The following is a 21,466-nucleotide window of genomic DNA, read 5'->3' as shown; positions in this document are numbered from 1 at the left end:
TGAGCGAGTCACTAACCGCCCGCCAGTACGACCGCTGGCTGCAAGGAAGGTCCCTGAGCGGGAAAGCCTACGAGTTCTTTGCCTCCGTACCCGGTTCCATGTTCGTCAACACACCGGTCTTTCGGCTTGACCGGCTACTGCGACTACGGGCGGATCAGCGCCTGCTCGACGTCGGTTGCGGGCGGGCAAGCCTCCTGCAGGTCCTGGCTTCGCGAGTCAGGTTCGAAAAACCTCCTGTAGGGATCGACCTTTCGCCCGAGATGTTACGCCGCGCGCGCCGGGACAGCGCCAGGGCTATGTCCCCGGACATCTCGTTAGTCCAGGGCTCAGCTTTGAGTTTGCCTTTTCGTAGTGAGCTGTTCGATGTGGTGACGTCGAGTTACCTGATCAAGCACCTGGACGACGCCGGGCTCGTCCGCCTGTTGAGGGAGATGCATCGAGTCCTGAAGGCCGGCGGCCTGGCTCTCCTCTGGGAGTTCGGTCCAACTCGCTCCGAGTCCTTGAACCGCTGGCATCGGTGGCTGCTCACCCGTGGCGTCGAGTCCTGCAACCTGAGAAGCTTCGCCGACATTGCTGCGGCCGCAACGTCTTCCGGGTTCGAGTGGGTAGAGAACGCCCACCTGCGGCCTTTTCTCTTCCCGCCCATTCCGCGCGTCTCAGTCATCCTCGGCAAGGCGCCGGAAGAGTGGCGGCAGCGGACCGGCCCGGGTCGCGCGCGTCACGCCAGCAGGGGGATGATGGACAGCCAGCCTATCGATACAGCTGGTTCTCCCTGATGTAACGGTCGACGCTATCCGGGACGAGGTACTTCAGGCTCTCGCCGCGACTCACTCGCGCCCGCAGGTCGGTGGAGCTGATCCCGATATAGGGCATGTCGATCCGCTCATATGGGGGCAACTCCAGCGCTTTGCGCTTGACGTGCCGGGGCGGCGCGGGCACTGGCGTGACCAATCTCGGCGCCACGGCCAGTGTTGCCATCTCTAGAATCACTTCCGGCTCGTGCCAGTACGCCATGTCCTCGAGCGCGTCTTCGCCGAGGAGGAAAAAGAGCCTGCTCGAATCGCCGGCTTCCCGGCGCAGCTCTGAGAGCGTCACGGACGTGTAACTGGGGCCCTCCTGGCGCACCTCGCGCTCATCGAGGCCAAAGCGCTCGTCACCCTCTATCGCCAGGCGGACCATAGTGGCGCGATGCAACCCGGAGAGGACACCGCTTCCAGCCTTCCGCCACGGGTCGCCTGCTGGCAGGAAGAGCACCCGGTCTAGACCGAGCTGGACAGCGGCGCAGTGGGCGAGAATGAGATGTCCCACATGGATGGGGTTGAAGGTGCCGCCGAGGACGCCCAGCCTCATCCTTGCCACTCCAGTTCGACGCCAGCAACTTTGATCCGGTCTCCAGGCTTCGCGCCTGCGCGCCGCATGGCCTTCTCGAGCCCCATGCGCCGGAGCCGGTCCTGCAGTTCGTCCAGGGCTTCGAAGCCGCCGCCGCCGAGCTTCAGGGCTGCTTTTTCAGCCTCCTCACCGGTTACTACGTATGCATCGTCCACTTTCGACACTTCGAGCCGGCCATGCGCCTGCGGCCGCAGCACGGGCAGTTCGCTGACGCTTTCCGTAGCGACGGGAGGGTTTTCTCGTAGCAGCCGGAGGAGCTCCTGGATCAGGCTGTCTACACCTTCGCCCGTGGCGCCGGAAATCGCTAGCACTGGCGTAGGTGAGAAGGTCTTTCGTATTTCTTCGACCCGGCTTCTGACTTCCGGGATGTCGATCTTGTTCAGGACGACGAGTTCCGGACGCTTTTCCAGAGTTGGGTCGTAAAGCACAAGCTCACGACGCACGGTCTCGTAGTCTCGCACCGGGTCCGGCGAGGTGCCATCGAGGAGATGCACGAGCACTCGAGTGCGCTCCACGTGTCGCAAGAACTGGTGCCCCAGCCCCACGCCCTCATGCGCTCCCTCGATCAAGCCCGGTAAGTCCGCCATGACGAAGGAGTCCATACCGGCTTCGACTACGCCCAGCACTGGTTCCAGAGTCGTGAACGGATAGTCGCCCACCTCTGGCCTGGCACGAGACACAGCGCGAAGAAGCGTCGACTTGCCGGCGTTTGGCAGCCCAATGATGCCAACATCCGCAAGGAGCTTCAGCTCCAACTTCAGGACCTTCTCCTCGCCGGGTAGCCCTTTTTCAGCGAAGGCCGGCGCCTGGCGTACCGAGTTGGCAAACCGGGCATTGCCACGCCCGCCTTCGCCGCCTCGAGCGACCACGACCTGGGCACCAGGCGCCGCGAGGTCCCAAACCTCGCCCGTCTCCTCCGCGACCACGACTGTCCCGACAGGCACGTTGATGACCAGGCTCTCGCCACTCGCCCCGTGTTGCTTCCTCTTGGCGCCGGGCTGTCCGTCACCCGCCTTGTAAGTCCGCCTGAAACGAAGGTGCGCCAACGTGGTCAGTCCCGGGTCTGCCCGCAAGATGACATCACCGCCTCGGCCGCCGTCGCCACCATCGGGGCCGCCACGCGGCACGAATTTCTCCCGGCGAAAGCTCACTGCTCCATTACCACCAGAACCAGACACTACGTGTATTTCAACGAGATCGATCATTAGTAAGTCGATTATAGAAACCCGCAGGATCTCCTTTTGGTGGTAACTGTAGGCTGGTGAATTGTGTGAAAAGTGTGGGTTGTCTGAGTCAGAGGCTGCTCATCTGAATCCGGAAAGGGCTCGAAGGCAAACGAAGATGGCTTCCTCCGATAAGACTGGTTGGGGCGGTCGGTAGTGAGTCAGGCGGTCAGTAATCCAAGAGTCGTGCGGACCGCGTCCAGGTCTGCTTGAAGCGCGGGCGTGAGCTTGATCTGTGCTTCGATCTGCTTGCAGGCGTGCACGACGGTGGAGTGGTCGCCCCGGCCGAGCGCTTCAGCGATTGTCTGGAAGGTGAGGCCGGCGTCCTGGCGGAGAAGGTACATGGCGAGGTGTCGGGCATAGGTAATCGAGCGTGTTCGCTTTCTGCCAGCGAGGTCCTCGAGGGATATTCCGAGATGGTCACAGACAGCCTGGAGGACCTTTGCCGGCTGGACCTCACGGGGCGACGAAGGCGACACCGGCTCCGTGAGCGGCTTGAGGGCGCGGGCGGCGAAGTCAATCGTGATTGGCTCATCGGATATGTGGGCGACGGCGACGAGGCGATTCAGTGCTCCTTCGAGGTCGCGTAGATTGGAACGTATGCGAAGCGCAACGTAGTGCAGCACTTCATCTGGAATGGACACTCTCTGGCAAGCAGTCTTGGCGAAAAGGAAGCGGATGCGGTCATCCATTGACGGCTCCGCAATCTCCGCTATCAGGCCCCACTGGAAGCCTGAGATGAAGCGGGCATTGCCGTTGGAGGCGACCTGCAGATCGCCTGCTACCACGACCCGGCGGCCAAGGTCCCGTAGCTCAGTTACGGTCTGCAAAAACTCGTTCTGGGTCGCCCTCTTCCCTGTCAGGGCCTGGACGTCATCGACAAGCAAGATGTCGAGGTCGCGGTATCGAGACCGGAAGGCGGCGCCGGTGCGGTTGCGGACGGCGCCGGTGAAGTCGCTGAGGAACTGCTCTGCGGTAACGAGGACTACCCTGAGCCCCTGCTTTGCGGCCCGTTCAGCGACGGCATGCAGCAGGTGCGTCTTGCCGCTCCCAGGTCCCCCAGTGATGAACAGGGGCGAGTAGGGCGATTCAGAGTTGTCCGTCACGTCGAGGGCAGCCACGAGGGCGAGACGGTTGTGAGAACCAGGAAGGAAGGTCGCGAACGTGAAGCGCGGATTCAGGGGCGCCAGCGGCGACGGGAGCATGGTTGCCTGCAATGGAGTGGTAAGACATCGGGCATCTTCGCCACGCACTTCGAAGTCGAAGCGAAGGCCTGGACCGGCAACGGCCGTGAGCGCCTGGTGAATTACGGACCTCATGCGAGTCGCCAGGAAGTCGCGGGCAAGTTCGGTAGGAGTCCCGATGATGAGCGTGCGGCCCTCGTAGCGTAGGCCTGTCGTGTTTCGTAGCCAGCTGTCGAAGTTCTGGCGTGTCACCCGCAGAAGCAACTGTCCGAGGGCCTGGTCCCAGATTTCAGGCGCAGAAAGACCTGCCGCGAGAGCCAAACAGCAACCTCCCGTCCGTCGCGTGGATGAACGGCTCTATCTAATACATGTTGGCTGGTTCTTGTGCCCTGCTGCCGTGTCGCCCCGTGCCCGGCGGCTTGAGCAGGCAGGCGGAAGGTAGCACAGGCTGAGGCTTCACCGTCAAGAACTTTATGATCACTTGGAAGAGGTAATTTTCGGGGGCTGGTGAGAGCCTGTTCACACCTGCGGGAAGGCTCGATTCTGGCAGGAAGAACCTATAATGACGCGGCAATGTTGCTCGCTATCGATATCGGAAACACCAATATCACCTTCGGGGTCTTTGACCAGGAGCGGCTGATCGCCACCTGGCGGCTTGCCTCGGACCGCGAGCGGCTGGCCGACGAATATGCCGTCATCATGCTCCAACTGCTGGCCACCGAGGGCATAGACCGCAACTCGATCAGCAGAGCGGTGTTGACCAGCGGCGTGCCGCTCCTTACGACCGTGATCGAGGAGATGTGCCGCCGCTACTTCCACGTGACGCCGTTGCGGGTCGGCGCGGGAATCAAGACCGGGCTGCGGATCCTGTACGAGGACCCGCGGGAGGTGGGGCCGGACCGCATCGTGGACGCCGTGGCGGCCCTGCGTATGCACAAGCCGCCCCTGATCGTCGTTGACCTGGGGACGGCAACGGTCTTCGACGTCGTTTCGCGTGAAGGCGACTACCTCGGCGGCGCGATTGCTCCCGGCATCGGTCTGGCCACCGATGCCCTGGTGAGCCGCGCTGCGATGCTCAGGCGCATCGAGCTGAAGGCCCCCCGGCATGTGATCGGGAACAACACGACCACCGCCATGCAATCCGGCGTGATCTTCGGCTATGTTTGCCTCGTCGAGGGCATGGTGAAGCGCATAAAGGCCGAGATTGGCGAGGACGCGTGGGTGGTGGGTACGGGTGGCTGGGCTGAAGTCATTGCCCGCGAGACTCGGGTCTTCGACCACCTCGACCCGAACCTCACGCTTACCGGCCTGCGCCTTGTGTACGAGATGAACGAGGGCGTCCCGAGGGGCGAGGGGTGAGCGTCCTGCGCGACCGGCAAGTGGTCCTTGGCGTGACCGGTAGCGTCGCCTGCTACAAGGCGGCTGACCTTGCCAGCAAGCTGGTGCAGCAGGGTGCGAACGTGGACGTCGTGATGACCGACGCAGCCCGGGAGTTCATCACGCCGTTCACTTTTCGAGCCCTGACGGGCCGGCTAGTGTTCACCAACATGTTTGAACCGGTAACCGACCTTGCCGAAGAACACGTGGAAGTAGCGCGGCGAGCCGACATCGTCGTCATCGCTCCGGCTTCTGCGACAACTCTCGCCCGTCTCGCTCACGGCCTTGCGGACGACTTCCTCGCCCTGACGGTGCTGGCCACGAAGGCGCCCGTGCTCATTGCCCCGGCGATGGACTCGAACATGTGGGAAGCCGCGGCTACGCGCGCTAATGTCGAGCTGCTTCGCAGCCGGGGGTTTTCTTTTGTCGGGCCGGCCGAAGGAAGGCTTGCCAGCGGCAGGATGGGCACAGGGCGTCTCGCGGAGGTCGCTGACATCCTCGGCGCCATCGTGGTCGAGCTGGCCAAGCGCGGCGACCTCGCGGGCAGACGGATCGTGGTGAGCGCCGGCGGCACGCGCGAACCCATCGACCCGGTGCGCTTCATAAGCAACCGTTCGACAGGGAAGATGGGGTTTGCCGTGGCCGAGGCGGCGCGGGACCGCGGGGCTGAGGTGACGCTGATCACGACCACGCGCGCCCTACCCATCCCTTACGGGGTTAAGGTAGTCGACGTGTCCACCGTCGCCGAAATGCGCCGGGCGGTGCTGGAGGCCACGGAGGATGCGGACGTCCTCGTGATGGCAGCGGCCGTCTCTGACTTTCGGCCGGCTGAGGTCGCCGCTGAGAAGATCAAGAAGCGCGAAGGCGGCCTGGTGCTCGAGCTCCGTGAGAATGAGGACTTCTTCCACGAAGTGCCCGACAGAGTCATCAAGGTCGCCTTTGCGGCGGAGACGCAAGACGTCGTGGCGAACGCGCGCTTGAAACCGCTATCGCACGGCCACCTGGACCTCATCTGTGCCAACGACGTGTCGGCCGAAGATTCAGGCTTTGCGGTCGATACCAATCGCGTGACGATACTTGACGCGGAGGGTGGTGTCGAGGAGTTGCCCCTGCTTACGAAGTACGAAGTCGCCCACCGCATCCTGGACCGCGTCGTCGGACTGCTGGCGTCACGAAGTCCCGAGAAGGCCTGAGGCGCCGGATGTCCGCGGTTGGGTCGCCTGGCTCTCGAAGGCTAGTCCTTACTTAGAGCCGCGCGATCGACAGGCTCACGCTGTCAGCGGGCCGCACGCCGTACTGTAAGTCGACTACCTTGCCATCTTCGTCGATCACGAAGTGGCTGCGGTTCACGCCCATGTACTTGCGGCCGGCGAACTCTCGTTCTCCCCACACGCCGTAGAGATTGCTGATGGTCTTGTCTTCGTCTGTCAGCAGCGGAAAAGGCAGGTCGAATTTGTCCTTGAACGCCTGATGCGAGGCCACCCCGTCCGGGCTCACCCCCAGGACGACAGCGTTCTTCTCGCGGATGACATCGTAGTTGTCGCGGAAGCCGCAGGCCTGCGCCGTGCAACCCGGCGTGTCGTCCTTCGGGTAGAAGTAGAGGACTACGCGCTTGCCGCGAAAGTCGCTGAGCTTGACTTTGTTGCCCTTGTCGTCCGTGGTCTCGAAGTCCGGGGCCTGGTCCCCGATCTTCAACTGCGCCATTTCTCTGCTCCCATTCTGGTGTGTTGCTCAGGAATTCTAAGACATCGCGGCTTTGTGCGACTGGGAGGGGACAGGGAAGGTCCAGGGCGCGGAGAGACGCGGTGCTTCTAGCCGCGTAGCCTGCGCGGCTCGCGGCCCACGCCGCGGCAGCCAGCGTCCAGCTGTGGCGCCATGAGTTCCTCGGAGGCGCGCAGCGCGGTCGCCAGGGGGCCGGCGACCGCCTCCAGAACGTGGGCGAGGAGGCGAGAGGTTTTCTTCATCTTACGTCTACTAGCATCGGCACCTGGTCGGCTCCCCTGCATAGGGGAACACCCTGAGGCGTACAATTCAGACGCGATGACCGTCCTCTACGTCTGCGCAGAGTGCGCCGCTGAATACGAAGCCGGAACACCCTGAGGCGTACAATTCAGACGCGATGACGGTAGAATCGCGGGTCGCCCAGAAGCTCGAGGTCACGGTTGTCTCCGACTACGTGTGCCCGTGGTGCTTCATTGGCCTCACGCGGATCGAACAACTGGAGAGAGACTACGACGTCACCGTCGAGTGGGTGCCTTACGAGTTGCGCCCCGGCACGCCGCCGCAGGGCATTCCATTCGAACGCCTGCGAGGCAGGCCACCTTATACGGACGATTACCTGCTGAATCTGAGCGTCCTCGCGGATAAGGCGGGGATCGCAATGGCGGAACGCCAGTTCGTGCCCAATTCACTGCCGTCGCTCAAGGCGGCGGAGTGGGCGCGCGAGGCCGGTGTCTTTCCGCTGCTTCACCGCGCCCTCTTCCAGGCCTACTTCGAAGAAGGCCGCGACATAGGCGACCTGGAGGTCTTGCGCGATATCGCCGCCAGTCTGGGTCTCGACGCGGCGGATATGGTCGAGTCCATCGTCGCCGGGCGCTTCGATGAGCGGCTCGAAGAGAAGCTCGAGTGGTCGCGCGTGGCCGGGCAGGGAGGAGTGCCGCGGTTCATCTTCAAGGCCACGTACGAGGACGGCTCTGTGAAGCGAGCGGGCTTCGCCGGCGCGCAGGACTACGAGGTCTTTCAGCAGTTCATGCGCCGTCTTGGCGCTCGGCCTCGAAAGGGCCAGAGTCCTTAATGCCTGGAGGGACTTCTTAGCCTGCCGGCGTAGAATGAAGTCTCCGCTACCCGTGACCTGGAAGGGACCTTGACATGACGACCGATGCAGCCCAGCTAAAACAACAGCAGCGTGAGCTTTGGGACAGCCTGTCCCAGGCCTGGGACCAGCACGATGCCTGGTTTCAACGCCAGACGCACGGCATCACAGAATGGCTCTGCCGCGTCGCCGACTTGCGAGGCGGCCAGCGCGTGCTCGACATCGCCTGCGGTAGCGGCCAGCCAGCCCTGACCGCGGCCCGCCTGGTCCGTCCCGGCGGCAGCGTGGTTGCCACGGACATCTCGGAAGAGATGCTACGGGTCGCGAGACGGAAGGCGAACATGGCTGACCTCGACAACATCGAGTTCAAGCAGATGGACGCCGAGGCCCTCGATTTCCCGGACGAGAGCTTCGATGGCGTCCTCTGCCGCTGGGGCTTGATGTTTTGCCCCGACCCTGAGAGGGCGACAAGGGAGGCGCATCGCGTCCTCAAGAGGAACCGCCCTTTCGCGACCACTACCTTTGCGGAAGCGAAGCAGAACCCGTTTTTCGAGATCACGACCCGTATCACAGCACAGCACCTCGGTGAGCCGCCGCCGCCCGCAGACGCGCTCACGCCCCTGCGATTGAGCGATACCGGACGGCTGAAGTCGATCCTGCAGTCCGCGGGCTTTCAGCAGATCGAGATCGAAGGCAGGCCGTTCGCGTGGGAGTTCAATGATCTGGAGCACTTCTGGCGCTTCAGCTCTGAGTTCACACCGATTATGGCCCGGGCGATGAAGACCCTGGACGCTGGCGCCGTCGAGAAGCTGAAGTCGGACCTCCTCGAGGAGGCCTCGAAGTACCGCGAAGGCGGCCGGATTCGCTTTCCGGCGCTGGCGCTGGGCGTTTACGCGCAGAAGTAACTGCCCGGCGTCGGGCCAGCCTGACACCCTTGTCCGGCGGCCCTTAGGCGCTGATTGCCGCCGGAAGCTCAGCGTGGCTCTCGACGCTTCAGTCGAGCCAGCCGGTCCGTGTGCCGCGCGAGTTGTAGAAGCCGACGGGCCAGTTACGGCCTGTCATCATCGCCTTGTCGATGTCTTCGCGGGTGGCGATGCCGTCGGCGACGATCTTGTCGGCCTCCCGTCGCGCGGCGGCGAAGACGCGGTTCAGGATGAAGCCGTAGGTCCCGGGGGTGTCCTTTACCATCGACACCACCTTGCCGGCCCGCTCCGCTACGCCCTTAACGGTCTCAATGGTCTCCGGCGTCGTTTCTGGCGTGTAGATCACTTCGCACATCTTCATGGCGGGCACGGGACTGGCAAAGTGCATGCCCGCGAAGAGCCTCTTCCGCTCCGGGGAGACATCGCGGGCGATCTCTGCGATTACGAAACCGGAAGTGTTGGAGGTGAAGATCGCCTCGGGCTTGACGACGGTGTCCAGCTCCGCGAATACCTTCTGCTTTAGCTCGAGGTTCTCGGGCACGGCCTCGATGATGAAGTCGCAGTCCGCCAGGTCCTCGACCCTCGTTGTAAAGAAGAGGCTGCTTACTACTGCCTCGAGCTGCGACGATGGCAGCTTGCCCAGTTCGACCGCCCTCTTCAGGCCGAAGCGCGTATCGATGATGGTGTTGCGTGTCTTGTCCAGAATGTCCTGCGTCAGGTCGCGGATGATGACCTGGTAGCCGGCGATGGCCATCACTTGGCCGATGCCTCCACCCATCACCCCGCCGCCAAGCACGCCGATCTTTCTTACCTGGTCCAGTTGCATGTCCCTTGCCCTGCCCTTCGTCTGTCCCGATTTACAGCTGTCCGATCATGCGAGGCGCACCTGTAAGGGTCAATCGAACTGTCAGGTGTCAGCAGCGACCCGCGAGGCGGGACTGAGGTATCGAGTTGGGCTGCGCCGCGGCCTCCTCCGCTGCTAACATACGGCCATGCTCATTGGCCTCATCTCTGACACCCACGTCCCGGAAGCGGGGCGAGAGCTCTGGCCTCAGGTCTACGAGGCCTTCCTCGGCGTGAATCCGGAGCAACCCAGAGTGGACATGATCCTTCACGCCGGCGACATGCACGACGTCCGCGTGCTCGACTGGCTCGAGGACCGCGTTGGCGTGCCCGTGTACGGCTGTCGCGGAAACGGTGACGACGGCGGCGGAGGCAGGCCTTACCAGCCCGACCACCCCCGGCTGAAGGCGGACCAGGTGCTGGAGATCGAGGGCTTCAAGATCGGCCTCACGCACGACTTCGCCTTGCCGGAGTGGCCGCCCTACCGGACGATCGACAAGATGATGGAGCGCTACTTCGGCGGGCCCGTGCATGTCGTCGTCCATGGACACACGCACGTCGCCGACATTCGCGTGCACAAGGGCGTCCTCTGCGTGAATTCGGGCAGCCCGGTCTACCCGCGGAATCTCGAGCGCCGCCTGGGCACCATAGCCTTTCTCGAGATCCAGGATGGCCGCATTCACCCCTGGATCTACCAGCTGGTCTAAACCTGCGTAGCTGACCGACCGCTGGCCGATAAGAGATCGATGGGCTCCAGGTTTCTGCTGGCTGTGATCCTCGCTGTCCTCCTTGCCTCATGCCGTCTCGAGCATGAGCCTCCACGACCCGCTAGCGGCCTGTCCGCGCCGCGAGAGGAGGTCGTCCTCGAAGACCGCTCCTCGATAGAGCGAGTCCGGCTAAATGAGCGCGTGACCCGTCGCCAGTACCTGGTGGCCGGAGACACGGAGGCAGCAATCAGGGCCAGTCTCGATGCTCACGGTCCTGGCTCCAGGCCGCCGAGCGCCAGCGGCGGCGCCGGCCGTTTCGATGGCCTGACCGAGTGGTCTCTGGCATGGAGCTTTCGCTTCGAGCGCGGCGCTGGCTTCTGCCTTCTCGCAGCCGCCGACGTTTTCCTCGATGTGACTGTCATTGTGCCCCTGCACGAGAGTCCGGATGCCCTGCCGCCTGCTCTGGGGCAGAAGTGGCAGAGTTTCATAGCCACCCTGGAGACGCATGAGTTCGGGCACGTTGCCCGCCAGCGGGCGGTGGCGCGTGAGCTTGCCGCGGCGTTCAATGGCCTCCCGCCTGCCCCCACCTGCCAGGAGCTCAGCCAGCAACTCAGCGCCACCGCCGATGAGTACCTGGTCCGCATCCGTTTGATAGACGCTGCGTACGACACCGAGACGGGCCACGGCTTGACCGAGGGAGCCATATTCCCTTGAGCGCGCGCGGTGCGTCGAGACAGTTTCAGCAACCTGTTCCGTCACCGCCACTGCCCTCCGTCCCAACCGCCAGCCCGGGCGCGTGAAGCCGAAGCAGCCCTTCGCCCCGGCCCTTCCGCACCTGGCGTCCCGAAGTTGCTGGGACCCATGCGTACCCGTCCGTCGTTGGAACAATTTCCGGCCGTCCTTCGTCTCTGATGCAAAGAAGCCAGGAGGTAGGGGGATGAAGACGCCGATGAAGTACGCGGGCCTTGCCCTCGGTCTGGTGGCCGTCATTGGTGTGCTTGGACTGCTCGCGGGTGGCAGGACGCCCTTCGCGGACCAGTCCAAGGACGCGCTGGTCGAGGTGGCGCCGGACGAAGTAATGGCCAGCATCGACGCTGCCCTAGGTCGGCAGACCGTGCAGCCGGTCGGGCCAAAGGCGGCGGAGCAGGCGAGCCGGAGTGCTGGAGCGCCGGCCGCCGGCGCTCCAGCGGCCGACGCCGCGTCCGGGGCTGCCTCCGCCTCGGGCGGCCTTACAGGAGCGGACACGGCCGCTCTCCCGAGTGTCGACAACCGGAAAATCGTGCAGACCGCGTCGATCAGGCTGCAGGTCAAGGCGGTCGCTGAAAGCTTCGGCGAGGTTTCCGCGATCGCGACCTCAGCCGGCGGTTTCGTGGCCAGCTCGAACTTCGCCTATCAGGGCGAGCAGCAGGTCGCGACGATCACTCTGCGCGTCCCGGCCCAGGCCTATCAGGAGACGCTGGCAAAAGTGCGCGCTCTTGGCGCGAAGATAGACTCAGAGACCTCGAATGCGAGCGACGTCACGGAGGAGTTCAGCGACCTCCAGGCGCGCATCCGGACCCTCGAGGCCATGGAACAGCAACTGCTCCAGCTCTTGAGTCAGGCCCGGAACGTCAACGAGGTGCTTCAGGTCCAGGACCGGCTGAACTCAGTCCGCACGCAGATCGAGCAGGCCAGGGGCCGCATCCAGCTCCTGGAGAAGCTCTCCGATTATGCGACGATAAGCGTGCACCTGCGCCCTGTCGCGCCGCCCGTGAAGGTCGATGGTGGGGTCGACCTCGGCGCGGAGATCGCGAAAGCCTGGGAGGACAGCCTTCAGTTCTTGGCGACGATCGCCGCGGCCGTCCTAACGGTCGTCGTCTTCTCCTGGTGGCTCCTGCCGCTGGGCATCCTCGGGCTGGCGGGCTGGCAGCGCTGGGTGCGTTCGCGCCCGGCGCTGAGGCCGGCAGCCTATGACTAGCGCGCCATCCGTATCGTCCTTACTGAGGAGGGGCCGGGACACGGCCCCTCCTCACGTTCGATTTCGTGTAGGCTTGCGGCGCGGGAGGTGGCTCTATGCGAAGCAGGTCTGGCCTTGCCTCCGCGCTTCTCAGCCAGTCGTATGGGCTCCTTCGGAACAACCTGGAGGGCCTGACCCTGGAAGAGGCGCTGGCGAGCGCCGGCGGTCTCCGCTCCGTCCTGGGGATCCTCAAGCACACGGCGGGCTGGAGCCACGTCTATCACTCCTATGCCTTCGACGCCGAGCCGCTGCACTGGGCGCAGACTGGCTGGCCGCGAGGCCTTCGCGACACTATCGATCCGTCGCGCGAGTATCTCGACGAGGTCCTGCTCTGGCTTGACGACTCCTGGGAGCGCTGGCAGGAGTCGCTGCGGCCGCTACCTGACGAAGCCTTCGATGAGCCGCATCGCTGTCATTGGGGGACTATGGCGCCCCTTTTCGACCTCGTCGTGATGGTCGCCAATCACTGGGCTTATCACGCCGGTGAGATCAATGAGGTGCTCGCAATCTGCCGCCGCGAGGCCTGGGAGTATGCGGAGGAGGTCGAAGAGAACCACATTTCCACCGCGGGCCATCGCATTCGCCCGGCGTGGATGACCCCGGAACAGGCGGCCAGATACGAGGCCTACATGGCCCGGCGGGACGCCGAACTCCACGGCGGCGGCCAGGCGTGATGCGCGGGCGTAGCCGGGCATGGGGCGGCTCGACCTTCCCGCGCTCCGGGGCGGGGCTAGTCCCCGCGGGGCAGCCCGATGCCGCGGGTGGCGATGATCTGGCGCTGCACCTCTGACGTGCCGCCGGCTATGGTGCTGGCGACGGACATCAGGTACATGCGCGCGTAGCGGCCCCTGAGCGCTGCCCACTTCGACCCCTCCTGGACGATGCCGAAGGGGCCCATGAGACGCAGGCCGGTGCGGGTGATCCGCTGTGCCAGCTCGGTCGCGTAGAGCTTGGTCATCGAGGCCTCGTAGTTTGGCACCAGGCCACGGTCCTGCAGGCTGGCCACGCGATAGGAGAGCAGCACGCCAACCTCGGCCTCTACGGCGCGGTCGGCGAGTTCGAGGCGCGCGGCCGGGTAGATGTCGAGGAGACGGCCCTCCACGGAGGGTTCCCGCACGAAGGCAGCGAGCTGACTCACGGTCATCTGCAACTCGGTAACCGACATGATGCTGGAGCGCTCGAAGTCCAGGCTGGTGGTGGCCACGTACCAGCCCTGATTCGGCGCGCCCAGCATGTCCGAGGCCGGGACGCGCACGTTGTCGAAGAAGACCTGGTTGAAAGAGGGCACGTCGGCCATGTTCACCAGGGGACGGACCGTGACGCCCGGCGACTTCATGTCCAACAGGAAGTAACTGATGCCCTTGTGCTTGGGGGCGTCCGGATCTGTGCGCGCAAGTAGCATCATGCGCTGCGCCCGGTGGGCCCCGGTGGTCCAGATCTTCGTCCCGTTGATGATGTAGTCATCGCCGTCCTTGACCGCGCTGGTGTGCAGCGAGGCAAGGTCGGAGCCGGAGCCCGGCTCGCTGAAGCCCTGGCACCAGTACACCTCGCCCGAGAGTATCCCGGGCAGGTGTTGTGCCTTCTGCTCCTCCGTGCCATGCACCATGATCGTCGGGCCGGCGATGGCGACGGCGAGGAAGTTCGGCCGTGGCGCGCCGGCGCGAGCCATCTCCTGGTTGAAGATGAACTGCTCGATCACGGACAGCCCGGCGCCCCCGTACTCTTTCGGCCAGGCCGGGGCGACCCAGCCGCGGCTGCCGAGCTTGCGCAGCCACTCCTGGTCGCGTTTGTCTTCCCCCAGGCCGATTCCGAGCACTGTTTCGTCTTGCTGAGGGATGTCCTTCGGCAGCTCCTGCCGCAAGAAGTCGCGAACTTCCTGCCGGAACCGCGCCTGTTCTGGTGTGTCGCTGAAGTCCATGGCTGATCTGACTCCAAGAGCCCTTGCGAACTGAGTATACGCCGCCCTAGTCGCGGGCTCGCTGATCGTCGCTTGCCGAGGCCATGCGTAGCACTCCGACGAGCAACGCCGCGACGATCAGGTTCAGGCCAGCGACGACCATCGCCTGGGCGATCGCTCCCAGGCCCAACGGCAGAGGTGGCGGATTGTTAGTGCTCCAACGGAACAAAAGGAAGCCGTCGAGAGCGAGGCCTGCTATCAGCACTGTGATGCCCCCGGCGAGGAGCATCTCGAATACAGGCCTGGTGCCGTTGATGACGAAGTGGAGCCAGCCCGGTTCCGCTATGCCGCGACGCCAGGCCAGCCACTTCGCTGTGATGCCGAGCGACATGAGGGCGGTGGCCCCAGGGACGAGGATGCCGCCGGCAAAGACAGGCTGCCAGCGGCTCGAGCCGACGTCGACGCCGGTGGTCGCCAGGGCGCCGATAGCGAGCGAGATGATGCCGAGAATCAGTGCGAAGGCGGCTGGCGCGAAGAAGATGATGTCGGCGCTGTCCAGGATGATGAACTTGGCTATCTCCCAGCCGTGCGTGAGAGCACGCAGTTTGCTCTGCACCCTCCGGGCGCCATATGGGGCTGGCACCTCAACGATCTTCAAGCGGCGGCGGCCGGCGCGCAGACAGATCTCGGACTCCAGCTCGAAGCCGGTAGCCCTCGGGGACATCTGCTCCCAGGCCTCGCGAGTGAATGCCCTCAGCCCGGTGAGACAATCGCCGTAGCGCTGGCCCGTGATCAGTCCGATCAGCGTCGTGAACAGCGGGTTCCCGACATGACGGTGGAGCCAGGGCATCGCCCCTGCCTCCATTGGGCCAGCAAGGCGGTTCCCGCCGACCATGTCCACGCCCTCGCGCAGCGGCCTCAGGAGCGAGTCGAGGTCCCTGAGGTCGTAGGTGCCGTCGCTGTCGGCGAGGATGATCGCCGCGCCTCGCGACGCCGCGATGCCGGTCGCCACGGCATGGCCTTTGCCGCGCCTGGGTTCGGCGATTAGCGTCGCGCCGGCCGCGATAGCTGCCTCCTGCGACCCGTCCGTCGAGCCGTTGTCGACGACGATCACCTCACCCTCGATTCCCGCGCCGTCCAGCCAGGCGCGCGCTTGCCGCACGCACTCGCCTACTGTCTCGACCTCGTTCAGGCAGGGCAGGATGACGCTAACCTCCACGACTGCCGGTCCCTCCGGAGGTGGCGGCGCGACGCCCTCGAAGGCTGGTACCTGGAGTCGCTGAGAGACCGCGACCGGTGCTTCAGGGTTCGAGGATTCGATAGACGATGACATCGTACTTTTCGAAAGCGACCTCAGTATGACGCGAGAGGAAGGAGGGTGACAGCACCGAATTGGCAAGCCAGTCCGGCGGCCACGGCTCGCCCTCGAACATCGGCTGGGTGCGCACGAGAAGCCATCGGATGTTGTTCGCCGTCAGGGCGCGGGCCAAGTCCCGACCTTCGAGGCCGCTCCGGACAATACGAGTGAAGGGAGACAGCTCAGGCGGCAGGTCCCATTCATACATGGGTGCACGGACGAAGTAATTAAAGGCAAACCCCAGGATGGCGGACCCCTCGCCGCTCTCCGCGGTGGCCTCATCGAGGAACAGCAACGTCGGATAACCGGCTGTCGTTCGGTCGCGAAACTCGTCGACTGACTCGCGGCCGAGGAGGAAGTCTGTCGGGTAGGGCCGCGGCACTACCAGTAGGAGCGTCAAGGCCAGTCCGCCGGCGAAAGTGAGGGCCGCGAGGCTGGTCGCCGCAGCCCACGCTGCTGGTGTGGGAAGGCGCCGGAGGATTGTGAGGAGGCCTCCGCTTCCGACGATCGCGAGCATCGCGAACGGCGGCAGGCCATAGCGATGGTACTGGCTCAGGAAGAACCAGGAGAGCAGGCTCATCGCCGCCAGGAGCAGGAACAACACCTGAGCGCGGTTCCGCGCCGCGGGCGCCAGCAGGGCAACGGCGCATACTACGAGCATGGCCGGCAGGCCAACCGACCAGGTGGGAATGCCCTGACCGAACCGCCAGGGATGCACGCTAATCTCCCACAGCACGCTCGCGAGGTCGCTCGCGCTATGGCCGATGCCGAACAGCCAGAGGTCCAGGCGCTCATGCACGGGCGGCCACCTCTCGCTCTTGAAGGCGTTGTTGAACAGTGGGAAGACGGGATTGCCCGTCTGTTCAAGACGGATCAACAACCACGGCAGACCGGCCGTGAGTCCGGCAGCGGCGAACGCTACCAACTCGCGCACCGCCTGGAGGTCGAGCCGCCGCCGCTCCCAGCCGACAGCGACAAGGAATACTCCGGCGAGCGGCAGGATGTAGAGGCCGCTGACGATCTTGAACGTCAGCGCCAGGCCGGCGCAGAGGCCAGCGAACACCGCCGCCCCGGCCGAAGGTGACCGCGTATAGAGGACAAGCGCGAGGGCCGCGGCCAGAAGCCAGAAGGTCATCGCCAGGTCGCTGGACGCGCCGAAAGACTCGCTCAGGATGAGCGGCGCCAGCAGGAACACCGTCGCGGCCAGGGCGCCAGCGCCCCGGCCGAAGAGGGCGTTCCCGGCGGCCCAGAGGGCAGCCGCCAGGAGTGGCGCGAAGAGCCAGTGGAGGAGGGTCATCGTGGCTTCGCCGCCTAGCCAGTAGGCGACTACGTAGGCCATCTCGAGGCCGAGTGGAAAGTAGCTCTGGAGGATGTCGGGCCGCTCAACGAAGCCTCCCTCCCAGAGAAAGATGCGTGGCATCGCAAAGTGGTAGTGCAGGGCATCGAACTGGGTTTGGGGCGCGAGGGAGACGCCAAAGGTTACGACCAGGGCAATCGCGATGAGCGAAACCGCCGCTGCCTCCAGGAAGGCCTCCAGGGGCCGGGGCGGCTCCTCGTCCTCGGGACACCAGAGCCGCCAGCCGTGTCGCCAGCGGACCGTGGTAGCTAGCACCACGGGCAGGACGAGGATCAGGAGAAGAGTGGCGTCAGTGAGGGCGGCCGCCAGCGACACGGCGAGAGTGAGAAAGCTCAGCAGGGCAATACCCAGGCCGGTCTCGACTGCGGCGCGTGGCCACGAGGTCAGGGCCGGGGCCGGTAGGACGAGCAGGACGGCGCCTCCAGTCCACCAGGCCCACACGGCGATTCCGGCAAAAGCTGCCGCCGCGCGGGTCTCGCCGCTGAGGGCCGCCAGCGACGCCACTACGCCCGCGCAGGCTGCGACAACGCAGCGGATGAGCCAGGGCAGCCAGGCGGGCTTTGACAGCGCGAGCACGGCCGAGATGGCCAGGATGACGAGACCGGCGCCGGCCGGCACCGCAAGCTCCGGTATGGGACTACCGGCGTCGATAAGGCCCTCGTCCCGAGACGTCAGGTAGGCGTCTCGAGCGAATCTGTAGAAGACAAACACCGCCGAGGCCAGCCCTCCCGTCAGGGCGAGGCCCGAAAGTCCTATGGTCAGGCGGCGAGGTAACGAGATGGCCAGGTCCGCGGTCACGTCCGGGAGTATAGACGGCGGAGTCCGCGAGAACCTCGCGGACTCCTGACTTGGTTGCTGCCTGGTCCGGTTAGTCCCTGGGCAAGCCCAGGCCGCGCTGCGCGATCACGTTGCGTTGCACTTCGCTCGTACCGCCCTCGATGGTGTTGGCGATGGAGCGGATGAATGTGGCGGTGAAGCCTCCCTGTCGCGGCGCCTTCGCTTCCCCGCGTCCCAGTGTCCCGTAGAGGCCGATGAGCTTCATCCCTGTGCGGGCGATGCGCTGGTTCATTTCCGTCGTGTACAGCTTCAGAAGAGAGGCTTCGTGGTTCGGCACCATCCCCCGGTTCTGCATGCTGATCACGCGGTAGGAAAGCATCTGAGCGACCTGCGTCTCGATGAGGCGGTCGGCGAGTTCCAGGCGCACCAGAGGATTGCGGTCGAGTACCGTTACCGGCGACCCCGCATTTTCCTTCGCGAACTGCACCAGGCTCTCGACGTTCTGCCGCGCGCCGATCGACGAGCCGATCGACGAGCGCTCGAAGTCGAGCGTCGTCACGCCGACATACCAGCCGCGGTTCTCTTCTCCCACCAGGTTTTCCTTCGGGATCCGCACGTTGTCGAGGAAGACCTGATTGAACTCGTGGGTGCCGCCCATGTTCACCAGCGGCTTGATGGTGATGCCGGGCGTCTTCATGTCCAGGATGAAGTAACTGATGCCGCGGTGCTTCGGCGCATCAGGGTCGGTGCGGGCCAGCAGGATGGCGTACTTCGCCATGTGGGCCATGGTGGTCCAGATCTTCGTGCCGTTGACGACGTAGTCGTCGCCGTCCCGGACGGCCCTGGTCTGCAGGGAGGCCAGGTCCGAACCGGCGCCGGGTTCGGAGTAGAGCTGGCACCAGATGTCTTCGCCACGGGCAATGCCGGGAAGGAACTTTTCCTTCTGGTAGTCGGTGCCGTGCACGATGATCGTTGGCCCTGCCATGCCGGCCGCGATGATGAGATGCATGGGACGGGGCGCGCGCTGCAGCGCCATCTCTTCGTTGAAGATGAACTGCTGCATCACGGTCATGCCGGCGCCGCCATACTCCTTGGGCCAGGCGGGCACGATCCAGCCCCGCTCCGCGAGCTTCTTGAACCAACCCTGGCTGGCCATGAAGCCGGATACGGCGCGGGCGATGTCGTCGCCGCTGCCCCCGCCGTCACTTACCTGAGGGCGCTCCTTCTCGATGAAGGCGCGCACTTCAGCGCGAAACGCCGCCTCTTCCGGTGTGTCGTCTAGGCGCATGGGTGACTCCGTTTCCTTTACGCCGACCTGGCGAAACCCTACTCAAATTTTAGCAGCACGCGAAAGCTGACCGAACAGTCACTTTCTGAAAAAGTGACCTTCCACCTCATCTTGCCAGCGGCACGCCAGAGCCTGGCAGCCGCCGGTGCGCTCTCCCTGTCTAGGATCGATCCTGCGGCGTTGGTTGCGCAGGTGCCGTTCGGGCCGCGCGAGGACTTGCTTTCGGCCTTTTTCGCCTGTTCCCGTACAATCGGCCAGTAATCGAACCAGCGAAGGAGGGGCCATGGATTTCCGCGACTCTCCGGCGGAGGCGGCGTTTCGGGAAGAAGTGCGGGCCTTCATCCAGAAGGAGTGCCCGCCGGAGCTCCGATTGGGGACGGCGCGCGGAGCCATGTTTGGCGGCGGCGGGTTCCTCCCCGCGGGCGTCCGGCCGGAGGAGTACCGCGAGTTGAGCCGCGCCTGGATGAAGAAGCTGGCTGCCAGGGGCTGGGCGGCCCCGCACTGGCCGAAGGAGTATGGCGGCGCCGGCTTCTCGGTAGTGGAGCAGTTCATCCTCAAGGAAGAAATGGCCCTGGCCCGTGTCCCGAGTCCCGGCGGCGGGATCGGTATGGGCTGGGCCGGCCCGACCATCATCGTGCACGGCACGGAGGAGCAGAAGAAAGAGCATTTGCCGCCGATCGTCTCGGGCGAGCGGCAGTGGTGCCAGGGCTTCAGTGAGCCGGGCGCCGGTTCCGATCTCGCCTCTCTGCAGACCAGGGCCGTCCGGGAAGGGGACGACTACGTCGTCAACGGCACGAAGATCTGGACCTCGGGCGCCCAGTCCGCGCACTGGATGATCCTGCTGGCCCGTACGGACCCCGACGCTCCCAAGCACCGGGGCATCAGCTACTTCTTGCTCGACATGAAGTCACCGGGCATAAGCATTCAACCCCTGCGCAACATGGCCGGCGACGCCGGTTTCAACCAGGTCTTCTTCGACAACGTCCGGATACCCAAACGCAACCTGGTGGGCGAGGAGAACCGTGGCTGGTACATCGGTACCACGACCCTCGACTTCGAGCGCTCGAACATCGCCACCGGCGTCGGCCACAACCTCGCGGTAGCCGACCTCCTCCGCTGGGCGCGTGACCACAAGGGGGCGCACTTCAATCGGGTCGACCGGCCGGCTATGCGACTCGAGCTCGCTGACCGCGCTGTCGAAGCGCGCGTCGAGTTGATGCTCTGCTACACGATCATCAGCATGCAGGCGCGCAACATCATCCCCAACAAGGAGTCGTCCATAGCGAAGCTGTTTTCGTCGGAGTTGGACCAGCGCATTGCGGCGACACAGATGAAGCTCCTGGGGCCGTACGGACTCCTGGGCCGTGGCAGCCACCTTGCCGTGGAAAACGGCAGGATTGGCACCACCTACATGTACGCGACGGCTTCGACGGTCGGAGGCGGCACCTCGGAAGTGCAGCGCAATATCATCGCCCAGCGCGGCCTCGGGATGCCGAGGGACTGAGCCGAAGGTACGGGCATGCTCCAGGCCCCGGGCTGGGACCGGGACGATTGGAGCCTCAGGGATATGGCGAGAGGGCGCCTGAAGGGCGCCCTCCTGGTCGCTGTCCGGGATGGGCCTAGATGTTGCCGCTGACGACGGGCTCGCCGGTATCGAGGGCCTTCTCCAGGAGCTCGATGATCTCTTTGACCTGGGCGTGCTGCCAGCCGCGCCAGACCGGGCCGTTCTGGAAGGCGGCGTACTCCGCCATGTACTTCTGGCGGTCCTCCTGGGAGATCTCCGGGTCGCGAAGTTTCGAGCTGATGGCCGTGAGCTGCGGCATCTCCTGGACGGCCTTCTGGGCCCGCTCGATCCAGTGGCCCAGGTACTTCATGTCGTCGGTGTAGAACACCAGGGTCGGGATGGACTGAAACTCGCCGCGCTTCAGGAATTCGTTCATGATGTCCAGGTTCTGGTCGCGGAAGAAGATCCGGAGCTCCATGCCCGTTTGCTCGGCGACTTTTGCGATGACTGGCAGCCCGCGGAATACGTCCGGGCACCAGGCCTCTCCGAGCGCAAGGCACTTCGTCGCGCCGCGGGCGACGAGCGAGCGGATCCGCTCGATGTCTGCCGGGTCGGGGTTGAAGCCCTCGTAGTTCTCGACGAAACGCTGCTGGTTGCGGTCGATCTGTTCCATCCAGGTCTTGTAGTCGATGCCCTGGGCAAACCGCTCCGCGGTTACGACGCTCGTGGTACCTGTGGTCATGCCCCGCCTCCTTCTGTGTCCCGAACGCAGTGTATAGGTGGTAGCGCAGTATAACATCCAGCGCCCCTAGCAAAATGCGAGCGCACGTCC

The 21,466-nt window shown here is 64.7% G+C and carries 21 protein-coding genes; 10 read left to right on the top strand and 11 right to left on the bottom strand.

Going from position 1 to position 21,466, the window contains the following annotated elements:
* A partial coding sequence (locus tag VNN10_09570) for a class I SAM-dependent methyltransferase (protein ID HXH22268.1) occupies positions 1-776 on the top strand: 776 nt, incomplete at its 5' end.
* Here the strand turns inward: VNN10_09570 and nadD are convergent.
* The 3 genes from nadD to dnaA all read right to left on the bottom strand — a co-directional run bounded on the left by nadD (position 751) and on the right by dnaA (position 4,117).
* Positions 751-1,350, bottom strand: coding sequence for a nicotinate-nucleotide adenylyltransferase (gene nadD / locus VNN10_09565; protein HXH22267.1), 600 nt, complete (start codon positions 1,348-1,350; stop codon positions 751-753). The genes VNN10_09570 and nadD overlap by 26 nt on opposite strands.
* Positions 1,347-2,594 (bottom strand): GTPase ObgE, encoded by a 1,248-nt coding sequence (obgE, locus tag VNN10_09560; protein ID HXH22266.1) that lies wholly within the window; start codon positions 2,592-2,594, stop codon positions 1,347-1,349. The genes nadD and obgE overlap by 4 nt, the downstream gene beginning before the upstream one ends.
* Positions 2,595-2,773: 179 nt before the next feature.
* Positions 2,774-4,117, bottom strand: a complete 1,344-nt coding sequence (gene dnaA, locus VNN10_09555) for a chromosomal replication initiator protein DnaA (protein HXH22265.1) — start codon at positions 4,115-4,117, stop codon at positions 2,774-2,776.
* A 252-nt stretch (positions 4,118-4,369) separates the two neighbouring features.
* Here dnaA and VNN10_09550 point away from each other — a divergent pair, with 252 nt between their 5' ends.
* Both VNN10_09550 and coaBC read left to right on the top strand, forming a co-directional pair.
* Positions 4,370-5,155, top strand: a complete 786-nt coding sequence (locus VNN10_09550) for a type III pantothenate kinase (GenBank protein ID HXH22264.1) — start codon at positions 4,370-4,372, stop codon at positions 5,153-5,155.
* On the top strand, positions 5,152-6,366 hold the full coding sequence (gene coaBC / locus VNN10_09545; GenBank protein ID HXH22263.1) for a bifunctional phosphopantothenoylcysteine decarboxylase/phosphopantothenate--cysteine ligase CoaBC: 1,215 nt from the start codon (positions 5,152-5,154) through the stop codon (positions 6,364-6,366). Before VNN10_09550 ends, coaBC begins: the two co-directional genes overlap by 4 nt.
* A gap of 52 nt (positions 6,367-6,418) precedes the next feature.
* Here coaBC and bcp read toward each other — a convergent pair whose 3' ends face one another.
* The gene (gene bcp, locus VNN10_09540) at positions 6,419-6,877 is read right to left on the bottom strand and encodes a thioredoxin-dependent thiol peroxidase (GenBank protein ID HXH22262.1); all 459 of its coding nucleotides are present in this window, start codon (positions 6,875-6,877) and stop codon (positions 6,419-6,421) included.
* A gap of 107 nt (positions 6,878-6,984) precedes the next feature.
* Complete coding sequence (locus VNN10_09535) at positions 6,985-7,137, bottom strand: hypothetical protein (GenBank protein ID HXH22261.1); 153 nt, start codon at positions 7,135-7,137, stop codon at positions 6,985-6,987.
* A 155-nt stretch (positions 7,138-7,292) separates the two neighbouring features.
* On the opposite strand from VNN10_09535, the gene VNN10_09530 reads away from it, so the two are divergent.
* On the top strand, positions 7,293-7,967 hold the full coding sequence (locus VNN10_09530; GenBank protein HXH22260.1) for a DsbA family oxidoreductase: 675 nt from the start codon (positions 7,293-7,295) through the stop codon (positions 7,965-7,967).
* Positions 7,968-8,041: 74 nt separating this feature from the next.
* Entirely contained in the window at positions 8,042-8,890 is an 849-nt protein-coding gene (locus VNN10_09525) for a class I SAM-dependent methyltransferase (protein HXH22259.1), read from the top strand.
* 88 nt (positions 8,891-8,978) lie between these two features.
* Here VNN10_09525 and VNN10_09520 read toward each other — a convergent pair whose 3' ends face one another.
* A complete protein-coding gene (locus VNN10_09520) occupies positions 8,979-9,734 on the bottom strand; it encodes a 3-hydroxyacyl-CoA dehydrogenase family protein (GenBank protein ID HXH22258.1) in 756 nt (251 codons plus the stop codon).
* Between the two features lie 166 nt (positions 9,735-9,900).
* Here VNN10_09520 and VNN10_09515 point away from each other — a divergent pair, with 166 nt between their 5' ends.
* The 4 genes from VNN10_09515 to VNN10_09500 all read left to right on the top strand — a co-directional run bounded on the left by VNN10_09515 (position 9,901) and on the right by VNN10_09500 (position 13,128).
* Positions 9,901-10,458: a metallophosphoesterase family protein gene (locus VNN10_09515; protein ID HXH22257.1), complete on the top strand. Its 558-nt coding sequence runs from the start codon at positions 9,901-9,903 to the stop codon at positions 10,456-10,458.
* A gap of 39 nt (positions 10,459-10,497) precedes the next feature.
* Complete coding sequence (locus tag VNN10_09510) at positions 10,498-11,172, top strand: DUF922 domain-containing protein (protein ID HXH22256.1); 675 nt, start codon at positions 10,498-10,500, stop codon at positions 11,170-11,172.
* Between the two features lie 223 nt (positions 11,173-11,395).
* The gene (locus VNN10_09505) at positions 11,396-12,415 is read left to right on the top strand and encodes a DUF4349 domain-containing protein (GenBank protein HXH22255.1); all 1,020 of its coding nucleotides are present in this window, start codon (positions 11,396-11,398) and stop codon (positions 12,413-12,415) included.
* A gap of 95 nt (positions 12,416-12,510) precedes the next feature.
* On the top strand, positions 12,511-13,128 hold the full coding sequence (locus VNN10_09500; protein HXH22254.1) for a DinB family protein: 618 nt from the start codon (positions 12,511-12,513) through the stop codon (positions 13,126-13,128).
* 56 nt (positions 13,129-13,184) lie between these two features.
* Here VNN10_09500 and VNN10_09495 read toward each other — a convergent pair whose 3' ends face one another.
* The 4 genes from VNN10_09495 to VNN10_09480 form a co-directional block, all read right to left on the bottom strand.
* Entirely contained in the window at positions 13,185-14,372 is a 1,188-nt protein-coding gene (locus VNN10_09495) for an acyl-CoA dehydrogenase family protein (GenBank protein HXH22253.1), read from the bottom strand.
* 46 nt (positions 14,373-14,418) lie between these two features.
* Complete coding sequence (locus tag VNN10_09490; GenBank protein HXH22252.1) at positions 14,419-15,570, bottom strand: glycosyltransferase family 2 protein; 1,152 nt, start codon at positions 15,568-15,570, stop codon at positions 14,419-14,421.
* Between the two features lie 82 nt (positions 15,571-15,652).
* Complete coding sequence (locus tag VNN10_09485) at positions 15,653-17,863, bottom strand: hypothetical protein (protein HXH22251.1); 2,211 nt, start codon at positions 17,861-17,863, stop codon at positions 15,653-15,655.
* A 70-nt stretch (positions 17,864-17,933) separates the two neighbouring features.
* Positions 17,934-19,130 carry an acyl-CoA dehydrogenase family protein gene (locus tag VNN10_09480; protein HXH22250.1) on the bottom strand — a complete coding sequence of 399 codons (1,197 nt, stop codon included), beginning with the start codon at positions 19,128-19,130 and terminating at the stop codon, positions 17,934-17,936.
* A gap of 283 nt (positions 19,131-19,413) precedes the next feature.
* Here VNN10_09480 and VNN10_09475 point away from each other — a divergent pair, with 283 nt between their 5' ends.
* Positions 19,414-20,634: an acyl-CoA dehydrogenase family protein gene (locus tag VNN10_09475; GenBank protein ID HXH22249.1), complete on the top strand. Its 1,221-nt coding sequence runs from the start codon at positions 19,414-19,416 to the stop codon at positions 20,632-20,634.
* Positions 20,635-20,749: 115 nt separating this feature from the next.
* Here VNN10_09475 and VNN10_09470 read toward each other — a convergent pair whose 3' ends face one another.
* Positions 20,750-21,376, bottom strand: coding sequence for a thioredoxin family protein (locus VNN10_09470; protein ID HXH22248.1), 627 nt, complete (start codon positions 21,374-21,376; stop codon positions 20,750-20,752).
* Between the last annotated feature and the right edge of the window lie 90 nt (positions 21,377-21,466).

This window comes from Dehalococcoidia bacterium (genome assembly GCA_035574915.1).
GTDB lineage: Bacteria > Chloroflexota > Dehalococcoidia > DSTF01 > WHTK01 > DATLYJ01.
Note: the sequence above shows the minus strand (reverse complement) of the source record. Positions and strands in the feature narration are given on the sequence as shown.